This is a genomic window from Xanthomonas sp. JL1 (assembly GCF_038405005.1).
Genome location: NZ_JBBYGR010000082.1, coordinates 12,387 through 33,093 on the forward strand (window position 1 = coordinate 12,387; position 20,707 = coordinate 33,093).

The window sequence follows — 20,707 nt, forward strand, 5'->3', positions numbered from 1 at the left end:
CGCCGCTGCGGATGTGGCATCCAGTGCTGCATCCTCATCACCTTTCTGGTCGGCCGCTGGCGCACAGTGCGCAGGCCCTGCATCCCTGTCACCGAAGGTGCCGCAATGAACGATACGAACCACTCCAGTCCCACGACCACGGCAGAGATCCTGCTCGGTGGCCGATGGCAACGCAGCGGTGCCGCTACCGGCAGCTTCCGCGCCGCCAACCCGGCCACCGGCGAGCCGATCGGGCCGCATTTTCCGATCAGTGGTGCGGACGATGTGGAAGCGGCCGTCGTTGCGGCGCAGGCAGTGGCAGCGGAACTCGTGGCCGCGCCGGTCGAGCGCATCGCTGCCTTTCTGGAAAGCTACGCCGACGCGCTGGATGCCGATGCCGACGCCCTGGTTGCACTGGCGCATGCCGAGACGGCGTTGCCGGCGCCCACCCGCCTGCGTGGCAACGAACTGCCGCGCACCAGCGGGCAACTGCGTCAGGCCGCAAACGCGGTGCGGAGTTATAGCTGGACCCAGCCCATCATCGACAGCGCGGCCGATCTGCGTTCGCACCTGGCGCCGCTGGGCAAGCCGGTGCTGGTGTTCGGGCCGAACAATTTTCCGTTCGCCTTCAATGCGATTGCCGGTAGCGATTTCGCCTCGGCGATTGCCGCGCGCAATCCGGTCATCGCCAAGGCGCATCCGCTGCATCCGGTCACCAGCCAGCGCATGGCGCAGTTGGCACATCGCGCGCTGGTCGGGTCCGGTCTTCCTGCGGCAGCCGTGCAGCTGCTGTATCACTTCGACAATACGATCGGCGTGCGGCTCGCTGGCGATGCGCGACTCGGCGCGATCGGCTTTACCGGCAGCCGTGCCGGCGGGCTGACGCTGAAGGCAGCGGCAGATGTGGCCGGCGTGCCGTTCTATGCCGAGCTGTCCAGCGTCAACCCGGTGTTCCTGTTGCCCGGCGCGCTGGCCGAACGCGGCGATGCGCTTGCGCAGGAATTCTTCGCATCCTGCACGCTCGGTAGCGGCCAGTTTTGCACCAATCCCGGCGTGGTCGTGGTGCCGCATGGCGTGGCCGGCGATGCGTTTGTGGCAGCCACCAGGGCGCATTTCGAAGCGGCCATGCCGATGGTGCTGTTCTCCGCGTCCGGCGTGCATGGTGTGCAACGTGGTGTGGCGGACTTGCGTGCTGCCGGTGCCGGCATGCTGGCCGGCGGTCACACCGGCGAAGATGGCTACCGCTATGCACCCACCTTGTTGAGCGTGGATGCGCAGGCCTTCATCGCCAACCCGCAGGCGTTGCAGGCCGAAGCCTTCGGCCCGGTGAGCCTGCTGGTGCGCGCAGCCGATGTGGCGCAAATGGCAGAGGTGGCTGCCGCGTTCGAAGGCAACCTCACCGGCACGCTGTACCGCGCCGCCGACGGCAGCGACGATGCGGCATGGCAGGCCATCGCCCCGGTGCTGCGCGCGCGGGTAGGGCGGTTGATCAATAGCAAGATGCCAACCGGCGTAGCAGTGAGCGCCGCGCAGAACCATGGCGGCCCGTTCCCGAGCACGGGGCATCCGGGATTCACTGCGGTGGGTATGCCCGGTGCCATCCGCCGTTTTGCCGCCCTGCACAGTTACGACGCGGTACCCGATGCGCTGCTGCCTGCTGAATTACGTCAACGCAATCCAGGCGGCGTGGCGCGTTTGGTCGATGGGCAGTGGAGCACCGCCGATCTTGGAGCGGGCGCATGAGCAGCCAGATCGGCGGGCTGTCGCTGGAGCAGGCGCGCGCGCAGCTGGCACCGTGGACCCAACGCGCCGCGCCGATCGCCGCGGGCGAATACGAGCGCCGCATCGAGCGCGCACGTCGTTTGATGCGCGCGCATGGCGTGGATGCGCTGTTGATCGGCGCCGGCACCTCGCTGCGCTATTTCACCGGCGTGCCATGGGGGGCGAGCGAACGTCTGGTAGCGTTGCTGCTGATGCTGGACGGCGACCCGGTATTGATCTGCCCCGCATTCGAAGAAGGCTCGCTGGATGCGGTGCTGAAGATCCCGGTGGCTAAATACCTGTGGGAAGAACACGACGACCCGTACGTACTGGTGGTGCAGGCCATGAACGAGCGCCATGCGCATGCCTTGGCGCTGGACCCGGGCATTGCATTCGCCGTGCACACCGGTCTGCGCGCCCATCTGGGCAAGGCGATTCGCGATGCCGGCGTCATCATCGATGGCTGCCGCATGTGCAAGTCGCCGGCCGAGCTGGCATTGATGCAGCAGGCCTGCGAGATGACCTTGCTGGTGCAGCGGCTGGCTGCGGGCATCGCGTACGAGGGCATCGGCACCGATCAACTGGTGCGCTTCATCGATGAGGCGCATCGCGCGCTGGGCGCGGATAACGGTTCGACCTTCTGCATCGTGCAGTACGGCCATGCCACCGCGTTTCCGCACGGCATTCCCGGTGTGCAGCACCTGCGCGAAGGCGAGCTGGTGCTGATCGATACCGGCTGCACCGTGCAGGGCTACCACTCCGACATCACCCGCACCTGGATCTATGGTGCCCCCAATGATGCGCAGCGGCGCATCTGGGACCTGGAACAGGCCGCGCAGGCGGCGGCGTTTGCGGCGATACGCCCCGGCGTGGCGTGCGAGGCGGTGGATCAGGCGGCACGCACCGTATTGGAAGCTGCCGGGCTCGGCCCCGACTATCGGTTGCCCGGCCTGCCGCATCGCACCGGTCACGGTTGCGGGTTAGCGATTCACGAGGCGCCGTATCTGGTGCGCGGCAATGCGCTGCCGCTGCAGCCGGGCATGTGCGCCAGCAACGAGCCGATGATCGTGGTGCCGGAGCAGTTCGGTGTGCGCTTGGAAGACCATTTCTACGTCACCGATGCCGGCGCGCAGTGGTTCACGCCGCCGTCGGTGGCGATCGATCAACCGTTTGCCTGAATCTGCAAGGGTTCACGCGCGCGTAGGAGCGCACCCGGGCGCGACGGACATTCCCGAGTAACGCCATTCGCGCTCAGGCGCGCTCCGACCGCTGTTCTTGCATCTAGGAGTGAATGCATGAAGCACCTGCGTCCTGTCGCCATCGGTCCGGTTGTCGCCGGTTTACTCGCAGCCGCGTTGTTCACCGCCTGCAAGCCGGTGCCGCCTGCAGCGGAGCAGGCGGCTACACCTGCCTCCGCCTCGACCGGCGAGCAGGCTGCCAAGGCCTTCGACACGCTGCTGGACAAGCAGTGGCAGTACCAACTGCAGCACAACCCGGAGTTCGCCAGCATCATCGGCGACAAGCGTTACAACGACCGCTGGAGCGATGACTCGCTGGAAGCCGTGCAAGCAGATCGCACCGCAACGGCCGACCTGCTCAAGCAGTTCGAAGCAGTGGATGCCAAGACGCTGGACGAACAGCGCCAGCTCAGCCTGCAGATGATGCTGGGCCAGTTGCGCGACACGCTGGAAGGCATCGATCTGAAGACCTATGCGATGCCGCTGGAACCGATTGGCGGCATACAGCTGGCGCTGGCCGGGTATGGCGACGCATTCCCGTTCGAAAACGCCAAGGACTATCAGGATTACATCAAGCGCCTGCAGACCATTCCGACGGTGATCGACCAGGTGATCGCGGTGTCGCGCCAAGGTGCCAAGGATGGCCTCACCCAGCCGCGGTATCTGCTGGAGCGCCTGCCCGAGCAGATCGACAAGATTGCCGCGTTGACCGGCGAGCAAAGCCCGTTCGCCTCGCCGTTGAAAAAGCGCGGCGCCGCGGTGCCGGCCGATCAACGCGATGTGCTGCGCAAACAACTGCTCGCAGCGATCGACCAGCAGGTGCGCCCTGCCTACGGCAAGCTGGCCGCGTTCGTGCGCGAGGAATACGCCGCGCAAGGGCGCGCGCAGGAAGGCCTGTGGTCGCTGCCCGATGGCGAGCGCCGTTATCGCTATGCCATCCATACCCAGACCACCACCGATATGGCGCCGGAGGACATCCACCAGATCGGTTTGAAGGAGGTCGCGCGCATCGAAGGCGAGATGACGGTGATCGCCAAGGCACAGGGTTTTGCCGATCTGGCGAGCTTCCGCAAGTCAGTGGAGACTGACACGCGCCACTTCGCCACCTCGGGCGAGCAGATTCTGCAGCAGTACCGCCAGTACATCGCGGCGATGGAACCGGAGCTGCCCAAGCTGTTCGGTCATCTGCCCAACACCCCGCTGGACGTGCAGGCGATGCCGGCGTTCCGGCGCACCGCACCGGGCGCCGAATACTGGCAGAGCAATCCGAAAGGCACCAAGCCAGCAATCGTGAAGGTCAACACCAGCGACTTCGCCAGCCGCACGCTGATCAATATCGAAACCACGGCCTATCACGAAGGCGTGCCGGGCCATCACCTGCAGATTTCGCTCGCGCAGACGCTGCCGTTGCCGCCGTTCCGCCAGCAGGCCGGCTACAACGCCTATATCGAAGGCTGGGCGCTGTATGCCGAGCGCCTCGGCAAGGAGATCGGTTTCTTCAAGGATCCGTACAACGATTACGGGCGTCTGTCTGGAGAATTGCTGCGCGCCAATCGGCTGGTGCTCGATACCGGTGTGCATTACAAGCACTGGAATCGCCAGCAAATGGTGGATTTCTTCCACGCGCATCCGTCAGACGACGAGCCCAGCATCCAGTCCGAAACCGACCGCTACATCGTGTGGCCGGGCCAGGCGCTGGGCTACAAGCTCGGCCAGCTGCAGATCCTGGCATTGCGTGCGGAAGCGGAAAAAGAACTTGGCGAGCGCTTCGATGTGCGCGCCTTCCATGATGCGGTGCTCGGCGGCGGTGCGATGCCGCTGGCGATGCTGCAGCAACGCGTGCGGCAGTGGATTGCGCAGGCCAAGACGACACCGGAGGCAAACAAATGACGAAGGGCAGCGTATTACGTGCGAGCGCATTGAGTCTGTTGATCGCAGCCAGCCTGAGCGGTCTGGCCCTGCCGGCGCAGGCAGCCGACGCCGCTGTGGCGGCCACGCAGGCCAGCGCAGCGGCACGCTTCAAGGCCTTGTACACGCGCGAATGGCGCTGGCGGCAAGCCCAGGCGTCCGGCGCGGTGGATGAGGACAATCAGGCCACGCAGGAGCAGCAATCCGATCATCTGCCCAAGGTCGATGTCGCCACGCAGAATCTGCGCACGGCGTATTGGCAACAGGCGTTGACCGCACTGGATGCCATTCCGCAGGCGCAGTTGTCCGCCGAAGATCAGGTGAGTTACCAGGTGTATCGGCAACAGTTGCAGGTGTTGCTGGATCAGCAGCATTTTCGCGCCTGGGAAATGCCGTTCAACAGCGACTCGGCGTTCTGGAGCGATCTGGGGTTCAGCGCCGAGGCCAAGCTGCGCACGCGCGAGGATTACCAGCGTTATCTGAAGATGTTGGCCGACATCCCGCGCTATTTCACCGAACACACCGACAATATGCGCGCTGGGTTGGCGCGCGGTTTCAGCCAGCCTCGGGTCACGATGACCGGCCGCGACCAATCCATCGCCGATGTGGCGCAGGCCAACGGTGAGGCCAATCCGTTCTACGCGCCGTTCAAGCAAATGCCGGCGACGCTGCCGGCCGATGTGCAGGCGCAACTGCGCCGGCAAGCGGTCAGGGCCATCGATACGCAGGTGGTGCCGGCGTACGCCAGGTTGCTGGACTTCATCCGCAATGAGTACCAGCCGCGTGCGCGCACAACGCTGGCCGCCGAAGCTTTGCCGGACGGGCAGGCGTATTACCGCGCGCAGATTCGCGAGTTCACCACGCTGGATTTGAGCCCCGATCAGATCCATCAGATCGGCTTGCAGGAAGTGGCCAAGCTCCGCAAGCAGATGGACCAGACCATCGCGGCCAGCGGCTTCAAGCCGCCGGCCGGCCAGGCGGTGTTTCCGGCGTTTCTGCATTTCCTGCGTACCGACCCGCAGTTCTACGCCAAGACCCCGGAAGAGTTGCTCAAGCAGGCGGCCTGGATCGCCAAGCGTGTGGACGCCAAGGTGGGCGATTACATCGGCCGGCTGCCGCGCCGACGTTTTGCGATCGAACCGGTGCCGCCGGAGCTGGCACCGTTCTACACCGGTGGCCGCGGTGGGCCGGGCATCTATTTGGTCAACACCTACAACCTGCCGTCGCGGCCGCTGTACAACCTCACCGCGCTGACCTTGCATGAGTCCTCGCCAGGCCACGCATTGCAGATGCCGCTGGCGGCAGAGGCGCAAGGCTTGCCGGAGTTCCGTCGTTACGGCTTTATCTCTGCCTACGGCGAGGGTTGGGCGCTGTATTCGGAGTATCTGGGCCAGGAAATGGGCATGTACGACACGCCCTACGACCGCTTCGGTTACCTGACGTACCAGATGTGGCGCGCCTGCCGGCTGGTGATCGATACCGGCATCCATCACAAGGGCTGGACACGCGAACAGGCCCAGGCCTACCTGCGCGACAACACCGCGTTGAGCGAGCACGAAGTGACCACCGAGGTGGACCGCTATATCGCCTGGCCGGGCCAGGCGCTGTCCTACTACCTGGGCGAGCTGAAAATGCTTGAGCTGCGCCACAAGGCAGAAACTGCACTCGGCGAGAGGTTCGACCTGCGTCACTTCCACGATGCGCTGCTGCAGACCGGTTCGGTGCCGTTGCCGGTGCTGGAAGCACGCATCGACCGCTTTATCGCCGATGGTGGCGTGTCGCCGTATCCAAATGACGACGCCGCAGATGCATCGGCAGAGGCGAACGCGTCTGCCAGCGACTGACACCTGCCGGCACATCATGGCTTTCCTGCAGTAACTGCGCTTTCCACTCTTCGGGGCGACGGATGACCACACACGCTGCAACCACGCAAGGCAAGTTCCACAAGCGGCTGAGTCTGACCGACCTGACCTTTATCGGGCTGGGTTCGATCTTCGGCTCCGGGTGGTTGTTTTCGGCCAGCCACGTGTCCTCGATTGCAGGGCCGGCCGGCATCGTGTCCTGGATCCTCGGCGGCATCGCGGTGCTGCTGCTCGGGCTGGTGTATTGCGAACTCGGTGCGGCGTTACCGCGTGCGGGCGGGGTGGTGCGCTACCCGGAGTATTCGCATGGCGCCTTGCTCGGCGCGCTGACCGGCTTCATCACGCTGATCGCGTTTTCCAGCTTGATTGCGATCGAAGTGGAAGCGGCGCGGCAATACGCAGCAGCGTGGTTCCCGTCGTTGAGTCAAGCAAATAGTACGCACCCCAGCGTGTGGGGCTGGCTGGTGCAGTTGGCCTTGCTGGTGCTGTTTTTCCTGCTCAACTATTTCAGCGTCAAGACGTTCGCGTTGGCGAACAACATCGTCAGCATCTTCAAGTTTTTGGTGCCTATCCTGGTGATCGTACTGCTGATGCGGCATTTCAATGCAGATAATCTCACCGTGCATGGGGTCGCACCCTCGGGCATGGCCGGCGTGGAAGCGGCGATCTCGGCCGGCGGCATCATCTTCGCGTACCTGGGGCTGACCCCGATCGTGTCGGTGGCCAGCGAAGTACGCGATCCACAGCGCAATATTCCCATTGCGCTGATCCTGTCGGTGGCGCTGTCAACGGTGATTTACGTGCTGCTGCAGCTGGCGTTTCTGGGCAGCATTCCTGCCGGGCAAATCGCACAAGGTTGGACTGGCATCGACAAGGCCTTCTCGCTGCCGTACCACGACATCGCCTTGGCCTTGGGCATGGCGTGGCTGGCCACGCTGGTGATCTGCGATGCGGTGGTCTCGCCCAGCGGCACCGGCAATATCTACATGAATGCCACGCCGCGCGTGGTGTACGGCTGGGCGCGGAGCGGTGGGTTTTTGCCGGGCTTGACGCGGGTGCACCCGGTGTCGGGCATCCCGCGTCCTGCGTTGTGGTTGAGCCTGGGCTTGTCGATCTTCTGGACGCTGCCGTTCCCTTCGTGGGAAACGCTGATCGGCGTGGTGTCGGCCGCCTTGGTGCTGAGCTACGCGGTGGCGCCGGTCGCGGTGGCGGCGTTGCGCCGCAGTGCGCCGGCGTTGCCACGGCCATTTTTCGTGCGCGGCCTGACGGTGTTGGGGCCGCTGTCGTTCATGGTGGCGGCGTTGATCGTGTATTGGTCCACCTGGCCGACCTTGTCGTGGCTGCTCGGCTTGCAGGTGCTCGCATTCGCGCTGTACGTGCTGTATCGCTTGCCCTCGCGTGAGGGGCGCACCCGATTGTTGCGGCAGGTGTGCGCGTCGTTGTGGCTGATCGTGTTCTTCGTGCTGGTGATGCTGGTGTCGTGGGCCGGCACGTTTGGCGGACACGGCTGGATCGCGTACCCGTTCGATACGCTGAGCGTGGCAGCGATTGCGTTCTTCATTTACCACTGGGGCGCGCGCAGCGGGTTGCGCAGCGACGAGCTGGCGCTGGAGGAAGACGATGGTGAGTGATGCGCGCCGCAGCGCATCTGCGTTGTGCCGGTGGCGTGCGCTGGTTGCGTGCATCGTGGTGTGGTCGGGTGTGGCACAGGCTGCGCCTAGCGTTGCCGATTACCAACGCTCGCTGGGCCTCCGCGAACAGTGGATCACGCTGACAGAGAATGTCGCCTGGCCGGCGCAGTGGCAGGACGACGGCAGGTTCTATTACCGCAAGACAGTGCCGGGCGGCTTCGTATTCGTCAGTGCCGATGTGGCCACGCTGCAGAAGCAGCCGGCCTTCGATCAGGCACGGGTGGCACAGGGCCTGAGTGCAGCAACCGGTAAGACCTATGCGCCGCTGCGGCTGCCGTTCGAGCGGTTTTTCTTTTCAAAAGAGGGCGAACGCAGCGACGGTGCGATTATCTTTGCACTGTACGATGCGGCCTGGCGCTGCACGCTGACCACTTACCACTGCGCGCCCGATGCACGGCCGCAGGCGCAGTCACGTCCACGCGGTTTCGGCGTGGTGCGCGACCCGCTGGTGCCGGCCGACACCACGCCGTCTCGCTCGCCGGATGCCAGGTGGGAGGTGCTGGCCGATGGTTGGAACCTGATGCTGCGCCGTGTCGCCGATGGGCAGGTAACCCGGCTCAGTAGCGACGGCCGTGCCGATGATTATTTCGACCTGGAGAGTGTTGCCTGGTCGCCGGATTCGCAGCAGCTGGCGGTCTATCGCGTGCGCCCCGGGCTGGCCCGCCGTGTCACCCGCGTGGAGGCCGCACCGGCCGGTGGCGGACAACCGGTGGTGCACACCCAGCTATATCCCAAGCCAGGCGATGCGGTGGATGTGGAGCGGCCAGTGCTGTTCGCGCTGGACGGCACACGGCGCGATGTGGAAACGGACATGTTCGACAACCCGTATTCGCTGTCGCCGCTGCAGTGGCGCAGCGATGGGCGCAGTGTGGCGTTCGAGTACGTGCAACGCGGCTTCCAGCGTATGCGCGTGATTGCGGTGGATGCCCGCAGCGGGCGCGCGCATGTGGCAGTTGGCGAAGACGCCCGCACGTTCGTCTATGCCGACCGCAGTTTTCGCCACGACGTGGATGGGCGCGGCGATGAGGTGCTGTGGATTTCCGAACGCGATGGCTGGCGGCACCTGTATCTGTTCGATGGGCGTAACGGCCAGCTGAAACGCCAGCTCACCCGCGGGCCGTGGGTGGTACGCGATGTACTGCGCGTGGACGATATGCAGCGCCGCATCTGGTTCACCGCCAGCGGGATGGATGCGGGTAAAGACCCGTACTATCGGCAGCTGTACAGCGTGGATTTCGATGGCCGCCGGTTGGTGCGCCTGACCCACACCGATGCCGACCATGATGTAGCGATTGCCGATGACGGCCAGCATTACGTCGATGTCTATTCGCGTCCGGATCTGCCGCCGGTGATGGAGCTGCACGCCATCGACGGGCAACTGCTGCACACCGTGGAGCGCGGCAACATCGACAAGCTGCAGGCCGCCGGCTGGCGTGCGCCGGAGACCTTCATGGCCAAGGGTCGCGACGGCAGCACCGACATCTGGGGCATGGTGGTACGCCCGCGCGATTACGACCCGCGCAAACGCTACCCGGTGATCGAAAACATCTACGCCGGGCCGCACGATGCCTTCGTGCCCAAGACGTTCTGGCCGTTCGGTTATCACTCCGGTGGCGACAAGCAGATCGGCATGCAGGCGCAGGCCGATCTGGGTTTCATCGTGGTGATGATCGACGGCATGGGCACCGCCAATCGCTCCAAGGCGTTTCACGATGTTGCGTGGAAGAACCTGGGCGATTCCGGCTTTGCCGATCGCATCGCCTGGCATCGTGCACTGGCGGCCAAGGATCCGTCTTACGACATCAGCCGCGTGGGCATCTATGGTGCGTCGGCGGGGGGGCAGAGCACGCTGGGAGCGCTCGAACGTCATCCGGAGTTCTACAAGGTGGGCGTGGCGTTTGTGGGGTGCTACGACAACCGCATGGACAAGATCAGCTGGAACGAGCAGTGGATGGGCTGGCCGGTGGACGCGAGCTACGTGGAGGCGTCCGGCGTGGTCAATGCGAGCAAGCTGCAAGGCGACCTGCTGCTGATTGTCGGCGAGCAGGACAGCAATGTGGATCCAGCGTCCACCGCGCAGGTGGTCGATGCCTTGATCAAGGCCGGCAAGGAGTTCGATCTGCTCAATGTGCCAGGTGGCGAGCATACGGTGGGCCGCTCCAGCGGGCCGATCGATTACGTGCAACGCCGCCAGTACGACTTCTTCGTGCGCCATCTGCGCAACGAGCCCACGCCGCACTGGAATTCCCTGCCGTCGGAGGCGCAATGATGCGTTTGTTTGCTCGATTCAAGCCACAACGGCGCGGCCGGGTTGCCGGCTTTTTGTGGTTCGTCGCGCTGCTGTCGGGCAACATGCCGCTGCTTGCCATCGCAGAAGAACTGCCATGCGTCGTCACCCAGAACGGGCGCCATGCGGTCTTCGTCGATGGTGCGCCGTGCACCAGCTTGGCCGCGCAACTGCACAACTCCAGCGCATGGCCAGCGGTGTTGCCGCAAGCCCTCGACGACGTGGTGGCTCTGCATGCCAATACGCTGGAAGCACCGGTGTATTGAGCGCAATTCGAGCCGGAACAGGGGCGCTTCGACACCACGAACGTGGACGTGCTGATTGCCGGGGCCCGCAGGCGCGGCCTTGCTGTGGTTCGGCAGCTGGAAGAACGGCCAGATGCATGACGTGCCGGAATGGATCAAGCGCAACGAGGCGACGTACCCGCGCATGCGCGACGCCAACGGCGAGCCGGTGGATGTGTTGTCGCCACAGCCAACATGCAGGCCGATGCGCGCGCGTTCACTGCGTTGATGCAGCATCTGTGCAAGGTCGATGGCGACCGCCACACCGTGATTCTGGTGCAGGTGGAAAACGAGCCGGGCGCGGTCGGCACCGTGCGCGACCACGGCCCGGCCGGCGAGGCGGCGCTCGCACAACCGGTGCCGGCCGAGATTGCGCGCGCGGTGGGTAAACCGCAGGGCAGCTGGCAACAGGGGTTCGGCGCCGAGGCTGCGTAAGCCTTCAATGCACATGCAACCGCCGCGTACATCGAGCAGAGGTGGCCGCCGCCGGCAAGCGTGTGAACCCATTGCCGCTCTACGTCAACACCTGGTTGCGCTACAAGGGCAAGCGGTATCCGGGCATGGACTATCCGTCCGGCGGCACCACGGTGAACATGGTCGCGCTGTTGCGCGCGGCCACGCCGTCGATCGATTTCATCGGCACCGACATCGACACCAACGATTACAACGAAGACACCAAGGTCATCGGCCAATACGCGCGACCGGACAACCCGGCCTGGGTGTCGGAAACAGGCTTCGGCGCCGCCACCGCACCGTCCCTGTTTCATGTACTGGGGCAGGGCGGCGTCGGCTTTTCGGTATTCGGAATGGATGGCAACCCCGATAGCGAGGCCAACCGCGCAGCAAGTGCGGCCCATGCGGCAAACTTCAAACTGCTCGGCCCGATGCAGCGGATTCTGGCGCAGGCCGCCTTCGCCGGCCGTCTGCAGGCGGTCGCCGAGCAATCCGGCGCGCCGCAGCGCACGCTGCGTTTCGGCGAATGGGAGGCCAAGGTCTCGTTCGGCGCGCCCATGTGGGGCGATGCGCCGCCCATTCTGCCCGGCAACGACGACCACGCCGGCCGGTGACTGGTGGCGCAGCTTGGGCCGGAGGAATTTCTGGTGACCGGCATGGCCGCACGCATTGAATTTTCCCGCAACGCGGCCGATACCCGTCATGGACAACTGTTGCGGGTGGAGCAGGGGCGGTATGGCGACGGGCGCTGGCAGGTGCAAAAGCAGCTCAACGGCGACCAGACCGATGACGGGCTCAACTTCGGGCGTGCGCCTGCGGACGGCAATGTGCCTGTGGTGTTGCCGGTTCGGGTGGGTACTCACTGCGCCGTGCTGATCGTGTTGTTGCCGCCTTCCGCCTGTTGTCTGCAATGGGTTGAGCCTTGTTCGAAACCACTCACCGCCACACCGGAGTCACCATGAGCATCAGCAGCATCGCAAGTTCCGGAATGCAGGTCGCCGCGCTGCGTCAGCAGGTAGCCGCCAGTAATGTGGCCCGTCTGCCGGTGGACGGCAGCCAACGTCAGTCTGTCGCGGCTAGTACGCAGGCCAATGGCGGCGTGGCAGCGAACGTGGTGAATGTCAGTGCCGACCCGTCTGCGCCAGCGACCGATCTGGTCGAAGGTGTATCGGCACGCAACGATTTCCAGGCAAATGCCAATGTGTTGCGTCGCTCCGACGAGATGCTGGGTAGCTTGTTGGACGTGTTGACCTAGCCGGTTCGGCCTACACGACGACGGTCTTCGACCTGTTGCATTGGATGCATGGCGCGTTCCGCAAGCGATCAGTGCACAGCGCCCCCACTCTGCCGGTTTGCTGCAGGGGTCTTGCCCACCCACCATCGCAGGACACGCTTTTCCCGACGGTCCCCGGGTCTGGCCGATTGCCGCGATGGCTGCCGGCACGCTCTCCTTTGCCGCGCTCAGCTGGGTCGCAACACCTCGGCCAAGCGCGCACCATCGGGCGCACCCAACCCAGTATTGGCATCCCAGCCGGTACAGGCGCGGAAGCCGGCGTTGTCGCCTGCCACGATGTCGCGGAATGCGCCCGGCTGGCCGTACAGGCGCGGCAGCACGAAATGGGGCTGCATGCGGTTTGCGCCGTAGATGCGCGCAAGCAGGGCCGCCCATAATGGTGCAGCGGCACTGGTGCCGCCCATCACTGCCGGCTGCCCGTTGATCGACAGGTAGTAGCCGGTCTGCGCATCGGCGTTGGCCGCCACATCGGGAACACCACGCATGCGCAGCTGGCGTGACTGCTGCTGTGCATCGGTCAGACGCAGATCCTTCTGCCAGGCTGGTCGTGCAAAGAACCTGCTTTCTCCACCGCCGCCGTTCGCCCATGCCTGCTCGTTGGCGCTGTCCGCCGTCACCTGGAGCCGAGTGCCGCCGCAGGCGAGCACGAACGGGCTGGATGCGGGAAAGCAGACATTCAATCCTGGCTGCCCGTCGCCGGCGCCGTCGTCGCCCGCGGCAATGCACACGGTGATGCCCATCAATGCAGCGGCCTGAAACGCACAGTCGTAGGCCTGGCGCGATTGCGGCGTCCATTGCGATTCGGTGAAGCCCCAGCTGATCACGATGATTCCCGGGGCATGCTCGGTGTCGTGGATGGCGGCGTTGATCGCTTCCAGAAAGCCGTTGTCGGTGTTGGGTGCGAAATACACCACCAGTTTGGCGCCCGGTACGAGCGCCCCGGCGATCTGGATATCCATCTGCGCTTCGACATCGGCATTTGCCGTACCGTGACTGACGGTGTTGGTGGCGCCGGGCAACAGCACATCCACCAGCGTCGGCATGGGGATGCGCAGCTGCGCGAAATAGGCGGCCATCTGCTCGCGTGCATAGCCGCCGCCCAGCACGATGATGCCGATGCATTGCCCGTGACCGTCGTGCTCGGGAAAGCCGTACAACTGCGCCAGCTGCGGTGGCGTGTACTGCATGATGGGGCCATCTTCCGGCGATGCCGGCGTGGGCGGCGGCGTCGCGGTCGGCAGGGATGCGCTTGCGTCAGGCACGCTGGGCAGCGTCTGCGCCTGCGGGCGCGCGTCCAGCCCCAGCACGGCGGTGACGATACCGGTGAGTGCCTGCGGAATCGATACAGGGCCGGTGCGGCCGCGATAGCGCGATGTGCCGTGCACGTATTCGCGCAGGCAGACATGGAACGCGGCCTCGCATTGCTGCACAGTGCCTTCAAGAATGACGTTGCCACTGTCTGCATGCGAATGTTCGACCGCCAGACCATAGCTGGCGGCAAAATCGGCAACGGCCTGCAGATCTGCCGCGCTGGCGGCGAAGCGTTCGCTGAACGCCGCGCGCGTCAATGCAACCGGTAGCGTGTTGGGCTGCAGCTGCAGCAGTGCATCGGCAGCGGCATTCAACGCCGGCATCCGCACCGCGAGCAGGACACGCAGGCGTTCGTCCTGCGGCGGTTTGCCGGCCTCCAGGATGGAGGGGACGGTGTGGCGCTCACTGCCAGCGAGGACTGTGTGCATGCGGGGAGACTTCCATTTAGGTGAGTGAGCCGAGGTGGGTTGGTGCATGTCGGAATGTAGCCGTTGCATGCTGCATGAACACTGCAACAAGCACCGCTGCCAGCGCACGGCCTTCTGCATTCAATGCCATGTGCGGGTGATAGGTGCAGCCGGTGCCACGTGCGATGGACTGCAATGCGAAGCGCTGAGGCATCGATTGGTGGGCCACCGGTCAATGACACCCAACGGCAGTGGGGTGCCGCAGGATCAGCATTGCCCGCTTCCGCCTCAGATCCTGCGACAGGGTGTCGCGTGGCTTGCAGCGCTGCCGGCCCTGGCGCATCCACGGCCGCCGCGAGTACACCGTTCAGCTGCCCACGCACAGTAGCGATGTGCAGATTTCCGCATGGGTGTCTGACCGCTGTCACAAGACGCGGTGCGTGAAGGCGCGCACGATGGGCCACGATCATTCGAGGGCGCAACGATGGACCGTAGAACCTTTTTGCGTCAGGGTATGGCCGCCACTGCGGCTGTTGGTGCGGGTGCCGTCCTGGCAATGCCGGCCACAACTGCCGCAGCAGCGGCGCTGCCTGCGCCAGTGCTTCCCCGGCTGGAACCGCTGCCTTCGGCCGCGCATGTCGGCATCAGGCTGTGCAGCTTTACTCACCTGCAACAGCACTGGACGGTCTACGAGCATCTGGACGACGCGCAAGGCCAGCTCACGGTGTGGAGCGACAGCGGCATGCTGCGGCTGGACAAGCGTACCGAGCCGGCGTATCCGGCCGAGGGCAAGCCATACTTCGGGTTGCCGCTGGCCGAGGTGGCGATGGCCGACGCCGACCTGCTGGCCGACCGCCTGCTGCGCGACGGCGACCCGGATGAGGCGCAGGTGCGCGATGTGGCGCCGCCGCCGGCTTCCTTGCTCGACCCCAAGGACAACGGCGGCCGTTGGCCTTGGACCACTTTCGTCGGCACGCGCGAAAGCCTGGACACCATGCCGATCCTGCCCAATGGCCGCAGCCGCACTTCGCGGCCGGAACACGCGTTTGCCGAACTTGGCGAAACGGCGCTGATCAAACGCCGCGAAGAAGGCGTGCTCGGCGGCTGGATGCCGGCGGTGCGCAAGGTGATGCGCTGCGAGGGCGAGCCGGACAGCTGGTACGACGTGTTGGTGTTTGCCGATGTGCGGGCACGCGATCGCTTCGTGGTGCAGACCTGGCACCGCACGATGAAGGTCAAGGCCGGCGCCATCGTCGCGGTGCACTACACGCACAGCTACCCCGAATTTGCGCCATCGCGCAGCGCCGCCACGGCCGAACAGTTCTACGCGGCGTTGATCGATTTCGCGGCGTACTGGCAGCAGGCGCTGGACGGCACCGTGCAGGCGCAGCTCCCCGATGCCAGCTGGAACGACATGGCGCAGTTCGCGTTCGCGCGTGAGCTGGTGGTACGTCCCGGCGGCGATTACCCCAAGTACGGCGCGGTGGAACGCGACTATTACGGCAACGAATACGACGGTTTCCAGGACACTTTCACCAGTTCTTTCTACGCCAATCTGGAGTGGGGCCGCTTCGCACAGGCTGCGGCGGTACTCGACAATTACTTCGATGAGTTCGTGCAGGACGATGGCCTGCCGAACATGCGTGGGCCGGAAGTGGGGCAATTCGGGCTGACCTTGTCGTTGCTGGCGCGGTATCTGCGTTACACCGGCGATGCGCCACGGCTGCGTCGCTTGCTGCCCAAGATTACCGCTACCGCGCAGGTGTTGTGCGCCTTGCACGACCAGGCGCTGGCATTGCCGCGCACCGCACACGGCTATGGCCTGCTGCACGGCTGGAACGAATCCGATGCCTGCCTGTTTCCCGATCCATCGCTGTGGTGGAAGCCGTATTACGCCAACAGCGCGTTGACCATCCGCGGCTGGGAAGACATTGCACAGGGATGGAGCACGCTCGGTGGCGATGCTGGCCAGGCCACCCAGTGGCAGCGCCGCGCGAAGCAACTGCGTGCGCGGCTGGAAGCCAGCCTGCGTGCCAATGTGCGTCGCGATCTCTCGCCGCCGTATGTGGGGCCGTTGCCCGGCACCAAACTGACCTTCCGCCAATCGCTGCTGCAGGAAAAGACCAGCGAACAGCAATGGCCGCACCGTGCGTATGCCGAGCTGCTGCAGGCCGATGTGTTGCCGGACGACCTGGCCCACCTGGTGATCGATTGCGTGCGCGGCCATGGCGGCACCAGCATTGGCGTGGTCGCCAATATCGCGCCGCCGGAGCCGGGTAGCCGCGACCTGCTCGGTTTTATTTCCTACGGCTATGCGCAACAACTGCTGCGTCTGGATCGCATCGAAGAATATCTGCTGTTCGTCTACGCGCACCGCTATCAGGTGCACACGCGCGGCAGCTGGACCGCCGGCGAAGTCAGTGGCATCACCGGTGGCATGCCGTTGTTTTGCATGCCTGCGCAGATGAGCATCCCGCTGCTGCTGCGCTGGATGCTGGTCAGCGACGACAGCGCGGGCGAGCAGTTGTTCCTTGCCCGCGCGGTACCGCGCGCATGGCTGGGCAGCGGTGCGCCGGTGGGCATCACCGCTGCGCCCACGCGCTGGGGCAAGGTCACCGTGACGCTGCGCACCGACGTTGCGGCGCGGTGCATCCGTGCCGATGTGCAGTTGCCCGAGCGCGCACCCAGGCGCACCTGGCTGACGCTGCGTGCTCCGGCAGGCACACGCCTGAAGCGCGTGCTGGTCGATGGCAAGCCGGTGCGACCGCAGGGCCCGCATGCTGATCGCGTCGCCCTGCCAAGCGCTGCTGCGTTGGTGCAAGTGCAGGCGTGGTACGTGTGAGCGTCGCTGCACGATGATCAAGCGTCGCTGATGCACGGCTGCATCGCACAAGATGCGGTCGCTGTGGTGCTGCAGACATCGCGCACCACAGTGCCACAACGTCGCTCGGCCGCAATGCTGCGTTCGTTCACAAGAGACCAGGACACATCGGATGACCGCACCGGCGTGTCACTGCTCAGGCAATGCAGGCATACCCGGAAGCAGGCAAAAGTACGCGATTTTCCGCATGCGTTTCGACTAAATTCGTCAAGACGGCGCGGCGGTGTTGCCGCAAGATTTTTTTAACGTAACGCATTTATGCTAGGTTACGTTAAAAAAATCTTGCGGCATGCGCTCTCAGGGGAGAGCGGTGCCGTTGCAGTTGCCGTCCTTGCATTCGTCGACACCTGTCGTTGAACCGACAGGTCGATGCAGTCGCTGTCGTGATCGATCTCCCATCTGTCCGCTGTTCCGGCGCGGCTTGGCCGTGCGCGGTTGCGCATGAAGGTGGGCCGTTCCCTGTGTCAGCACAAGGATTTCCGATGTCGCCCAGCCGCACTGTTGTTCTTGCCCAACGACTTGCCTTACAGAGCACTACGCTCGCTACAGCGCTGATGTTCGCGCTGGCAGTCACCGCGATGCCAGCTGCCGCGCAGCAGCGCAGCGATGACGCAGACGATGCCACTCAAACGTTGGATCAGGTCAACGTCACCGGCACCCATTTGCGCCGCGTCGATGCCGAAACCGCCAGTCCGGTGGTGGTGATCGACCGCCAGCGTATCGAAGACAGCGGGCAGAGCACGCTGGGGCAACTGCTGCAGCGCTTGCCGATGATGGCCGGCTTCCAGACCGGGCCTGCGCTCAATTCCAACTTCAGTCATGGCCGCGCGCTGGTGTCGCTACGCAATCTCGGACCAGAGCGCACGCTGGTGCTTGTCAACGGCCATCGCATGGCGGGGCCTGCCAGCAGCGTGGCATCAGCACCTGGCGTGGACGTCAACGCCATCCCCGCAGCGATGGTGGAGCGGGTGGAAGTGCTCACCGACGGCGCCTCGTCGGTGTACGGCTCCGATGCAATCGGCGGCGTGGTCAATGTCATTCTCAAGGACAGGTACGACGGTTTTGCTGCCACCGTGGACTACGCGCAAAGCTCGCATGGCGATGCCAATCGGCGCACGCTCGGGCTGGAATGGGGCAAGACCTGGGACCGCGGCGGTCTGATCCTGGGGCTTAGTCGCAACTCGATGAACCCGGTGTTCAATCGCGACCGCAGTTATGCGGCCAAGGCGGTGAAATATCTCGACGGACAGGTCGGCGAGATCCGCGGCGCCAACACCCGAGCCTTCCTGACCGACGGGCGCGTGCTGACACCGGTGGGTGGCGTCGCGCCGGGACCGGTCGGCGAAGATGCCTTCCGCCCCTACAATCGCGCCACCGACAGCTACAACGTCTACGACACGCAGTATCTGATTACCCCAATCCAGCGGACCAACGCTTCGCTGCACGGCAGTTTCGACGTGACCCAGGCGGTGCAGGCTTATGTGGATGTCTTCTGGACGCGCAGCAAGACGGTCTCGCGGCTGGATGCTTACGACCTGGAAATGCAGGACGCGGTGAACAACTACTACAACCCGTTCGGCGATCAACTGGACGCCTACTATGTGCGTTCCCCGCAGGCCAATACCCGCGTCTACACCTCCACCATGTTCCAGACCAATATCGTTGCCGGCCTGCGTGGGCGCCTTGCCGATAGCAGCTGGCAGTGGGATGCGGCCGCCGGCTATGCGAACTACAAGGACACCTTGGTACGTAACGGGTTCTCGGTGACATCCAAATTGAACAATGCGGTTGGCGCGTCGTTCCTGGACAACGATGGAGTGGTCAAGTGCGGCGCGCCCGGGGCGGTGATTGCCGGCTGCACGCCGATCAACGTCTTCAATCCCAATGATCCGGCCACCATCGCCGCATTGCGAGGCACCCAGCTGGCGGTGGATCTGATCGACAAGAGCCAGATGCGTTTTGTCGAGATCAGCGCCAACGGCGACCTGTTTAAACTGCCAGCCGGCGCGGTGCAGGCCGCGGTCGGCCTGGTGTATCGCACCAACAAGTTCGTACAGGGCACGACGAGTGATGTGGCCGCCGCCGATGCCGACGGCAATTGCGACTACAACGACGGCTGCATCCTCAAACAGGGGCGCGACGAGGCGGTAAGAGAGGCCTATGCAGAACTGCTGGTGCCGCTGCTGAAGGACGTGCCGTTTGCTGAGGTCTTGAATCTGAATCTCGGCTCGCGGTATTCCACGTACGACGCTTGGGGCAACACCACCAACAGCAAAGTCGCGATCGAATGGCGGCCGATTGCGAATCTATTGGTACGCGCCACCGGCTCGCAGGTCTTCCGTGCGCCGGCGTTGGGCGATTTGTATGGCTCGCCCTACAACACTGTGTTCGACACTACCGCCGATTTTCAGGACCCGTGTACGGGCTTCACCGGTGCGCCAAACCCGGCCTGCGCGAACGTGCCCAACGATGGCAGCTTCACCAATACCGCACAGTTCAATGTGGTTACCTCCGGCGCCAACAATGTGGGATTCAAGCTCAAGCCGGAGCGTGGCCGCTCCTACAATGTCGGGTTGGTCTATGACCCGGATCGGGTGCGTGGGTTATCGCTCAATGTGGATAGCTGGCGAGTCGTGCTGGACGACATGCTGAGCGGTGTCGGCGTGCAACAAGTGGTCAATGATTGCTTCGACGGCAGTGAATCTGCGTTTTGCCCACTGATTCAACGCGATACCGCAGGCCAACTGACGCGCGTGTCGGTGCCGTTCGCGTACAACAGTGGGAAGGTCGATACTCGCGGCTACGATGCAGGCATCCATTACACGCTGGCCAATACCGCTTGGGGCGCGTTTGCGGCGGAGGTGGATGCCACGTTCTTTTCCAGCTATCGCTTTGCGGGCGATGCGCATAACTACGTTGGCGAAAATTCCAGCTGGGGCAACATGCCACGCTGGCGCGCAGTCGCCAATCTGGCATGGGACAAAGGCCCGTGGCATGCGAGCTGGAACACACGTTACTTGGGCCGTACCGTCAACGGCAGCCAGTATGAGAATTTTTGCGCCGACACCAATGCCGATGGCAGTTGCGCCTATTTCCGGATCGGCTCGGTGGTGTATCACGACGCTTCGCTGAGCCGGAAGATTGCATCGCTGCATAGCACGCTTGCCGTAGGTGTCGACAATCTGGGCGACCGTAAGCCACCACGGTTCTACAGGTACTCCAATGCGGCCAATACCGAAGCGAGCACTTACGACACCCTGGGGCGGTATTTCTGGAGCCGCCTGCGAGTGGAGTTTTAGACGCGGCTGACAAAACAGAGCGAGCAGTCGGCGTGCGGATGTCGACGGCACG

10 protein-coding genes and 1 pseudogene are annotated in these 20,707 nt (G+C 64.4%); 10 read left to right on the forward strand and 1 reads right to left on the reverse strand.

The features are described from left to right. Window positions 1-105 precede the first annotated feature (105 nt). From WJW29_RS18275 to WJW29_RS18310, 8 genes and pseudogenes are all read left to right on the forward strand, one after another. Window positions 106-1,722, forward strand: a complete 1,617-nt coding sequence (locus tag WJW29_RS18275; RefSeq protein ID WP_011259663.1) for an aldehyde dehydrogenase family protein — start codon at window positions 106-108, stop codon at window positions 1,720-1,722. After that, a complete protein-coding gene (locus tag WJW29_RS18280; RefSeq protein ID WP_113084338.1) occupies window positions 1,719-2,918 on the forward strand; it encodes a Xaa-Pro peptidase family protein in 1,200 nt (399 codons plus the stop codon). The genes WJW29_RS18275 and WJW29_RS18280 overlap by 4 nt, the downstream gene beginning before the upstream one ends. A 117-nt stretch (window positions 2,919-3,035) precedes the next feature. Continuing rightward, entirely contained in the window at window positions 3,036-4,868 is a 1,833-nt protein-coding gene (locus tag WJW29_RS18285) for a DUF885 family protein (RefSeq protein WP_011259661.1), read from the forward strand. Next, window positions 4,865-6,730 carry a DUF885 family protein gene (locus tag WJW29_RS18290; RefSeq protein ID WP_011409010.1) on the forward strand — a complete coding sequence of 622 codons (1,866 nt, stop codon included), beginning with the start codon at window positions 4,865-4,867 and terminating at the stop codon, window positions 6,728-6,730. The genes WJW29_RS18285 and WJW29_RS18290 overlap by 4 nt, the downstream gene beginning before the upstream one ends. Window positions 6,731-6,792: 62 nt before the next feature. Further along, a complete protein-coding gene (locus WJW29_RS18295) occupies window positions 6,793-8,379 on the forward strand; it encodes an APC family permease (RefSeq protein ID WP_011259659.1) in 1,587 nt (528 codons plus the stop codon). Next, complete coding sequence (locus WJW29_RS18300; protein WP_011259658.1) at window positions 8,369-10,708, forward strand: S9 family peptidase; 2,340 nt, start codon at window positions 8,369-8,371, stop codon at window positions 10,706-10,708. The genes WJW29_RS18295 and WJW29_RS18300 overlap by 11 nt, the downstream gene beginning before the upstream one ends. Beyond that, window positions 10,708-12,425, forward strand: a pseudogene (locus WJW29_RS18305) (DUF5597 domain-containing protein). Before WJW29_RS18300 ends, WJW29_RS18305 begins: the two are co-directional and overlap by 1 nt. Then, a complete protein-coding gene (locus WJW29_RS18310; RefSeq protein WP_011409006.1) occupies window positions 12,422-12,718 on the forward strand; it encodes a hypothetical protein in 297 nt (98 codons plus the stop codon). The pseudogene WJW29_RS18305 and the gene WJW29_RS18310 overlap by 4 nt, the downstream one beginning before the upstream one ends. A gap of 206 nt (window positions 12,719-12,924) precedes the next feature. Here WJW29_RS18310 and WJW29_RS18315 read toward each other — a convergent pair whose 3' ends face one another. After that, window positions 12,925-14,496, reverse strand: coding sequence for a S53 family peptidase (locus tag WJW29_RS18315; protein WP_011259652.1), 1,572 nt, complete (start codon window positions 14,494-14,496; stop codon window positions 12,925-12,927). 463 nt (window positions 14,497-14,959) lie between these two features. On the opposite strand from WJW29_RS18315, the gene WJW29_RS18320 reads away from it, so the two are divergent. Continuing rightward, window positions 14,960-17,317 (forward strand): hypothetical protein, encoded by a 2,358-nt coding sequence (locus WJW29_RS18320; RefSeq protein ID WP_041182200.1) that lies wholly within the window; start codon window positions 14,960-14,962, stop codon window positions 17,315-17,317. A 521-nt stretch (window positions 17,318-17,838) separates the two neighbouring features. Next, the gene (locus tag WJW29_RS18325; protein ID WP_041182199.1) at window positions 17,839-20,655 is read left to right on the forward strand and encodes a TonB-dependent receptor; all 2,817 of its coding nucleotides are present in this window, start codon (window positions 17,839-17,841) and stop codon (window positions 20,653-20,655) included. The last annotated feature ends 52 nt before the right edge of the window (window positions 20,656-20,707 follow it).

Excerpts from the sequence above, each read along its gene's own strand:
- WJW29_RS18275 (WP_011259663.1), top strand. The coding sequence starts at position 106 with ATGAACGATACGAACCACTCCAGTCCCACGACCACGGCAGAGATCCTG.
- WJW29_RS18315 (WP_011259652.1), bottom strand. The coding sequence starts at position 14,496 with ATGCACACAGTCCTCGCTGGCAGTGAGCGCCACACCGTCCCCTCCATC.
- WJW29_RS18325 (WP_041182199.1), top strand. The coding sequence starts at position 17,839 with ATGTCGCCCAGCCGCACTGTTGTTCTTGCCCAACGACTTGCCTTACAG.
- WJW29_RS18295 (WP_011259659.1), top strand. The coding sequence starts at position 6,793 with ATGACCACACACGCTGCAACCACGCAAGGCAAGTTCCACAAGCGGCTG.
- WJW29_RS18290 (WP_011409010.1), top strand. The coding sequence starts at position 4,865 with ATGACGAAGGGCAGCGTATTACGTGCGAGCGCATTGAGTCTGTTGATC.
- WJW29_RS18300 (WP_011259658.1), top strand. The coding sequence starts at position 8,369 with ATGGTGAGTGATGCGCGCCGCAGCGCATCTGCGTTGTGCCGGTGGCGT.
- WJW29_RS18310 (WP_011409006.1), top strand. The coding sequence starts at position 12,422 with ATGAGCATCAGCAGCATCGCAAGTTCCGGAATGCAGGTCGCCGCGCTG.
- WJW29_RS18280 (WP_113084338.1), top strand. The coding sequence starts at position 1,719 with ATGAGCAGCCAGATCGGCGGGCTGTCGCTGGAGCAGGCGCGCGCGCAG.
- WJW29_RS18320 (WP_041182200.1), top strand. The coding sequence starts at position 14,960 with ATGGACCGTAGAACCTTTTTGCGTCAGGGTATGGCCGCCACTGCGGCT.
- WJW29_RS18285 (WP_011259661.1), top strand. The coding sequence starts at position 3,036 with ATGAAGCACCTGCGTCCTGTCGCCATCGGTCCGGTTGTCGCCGGTTTA.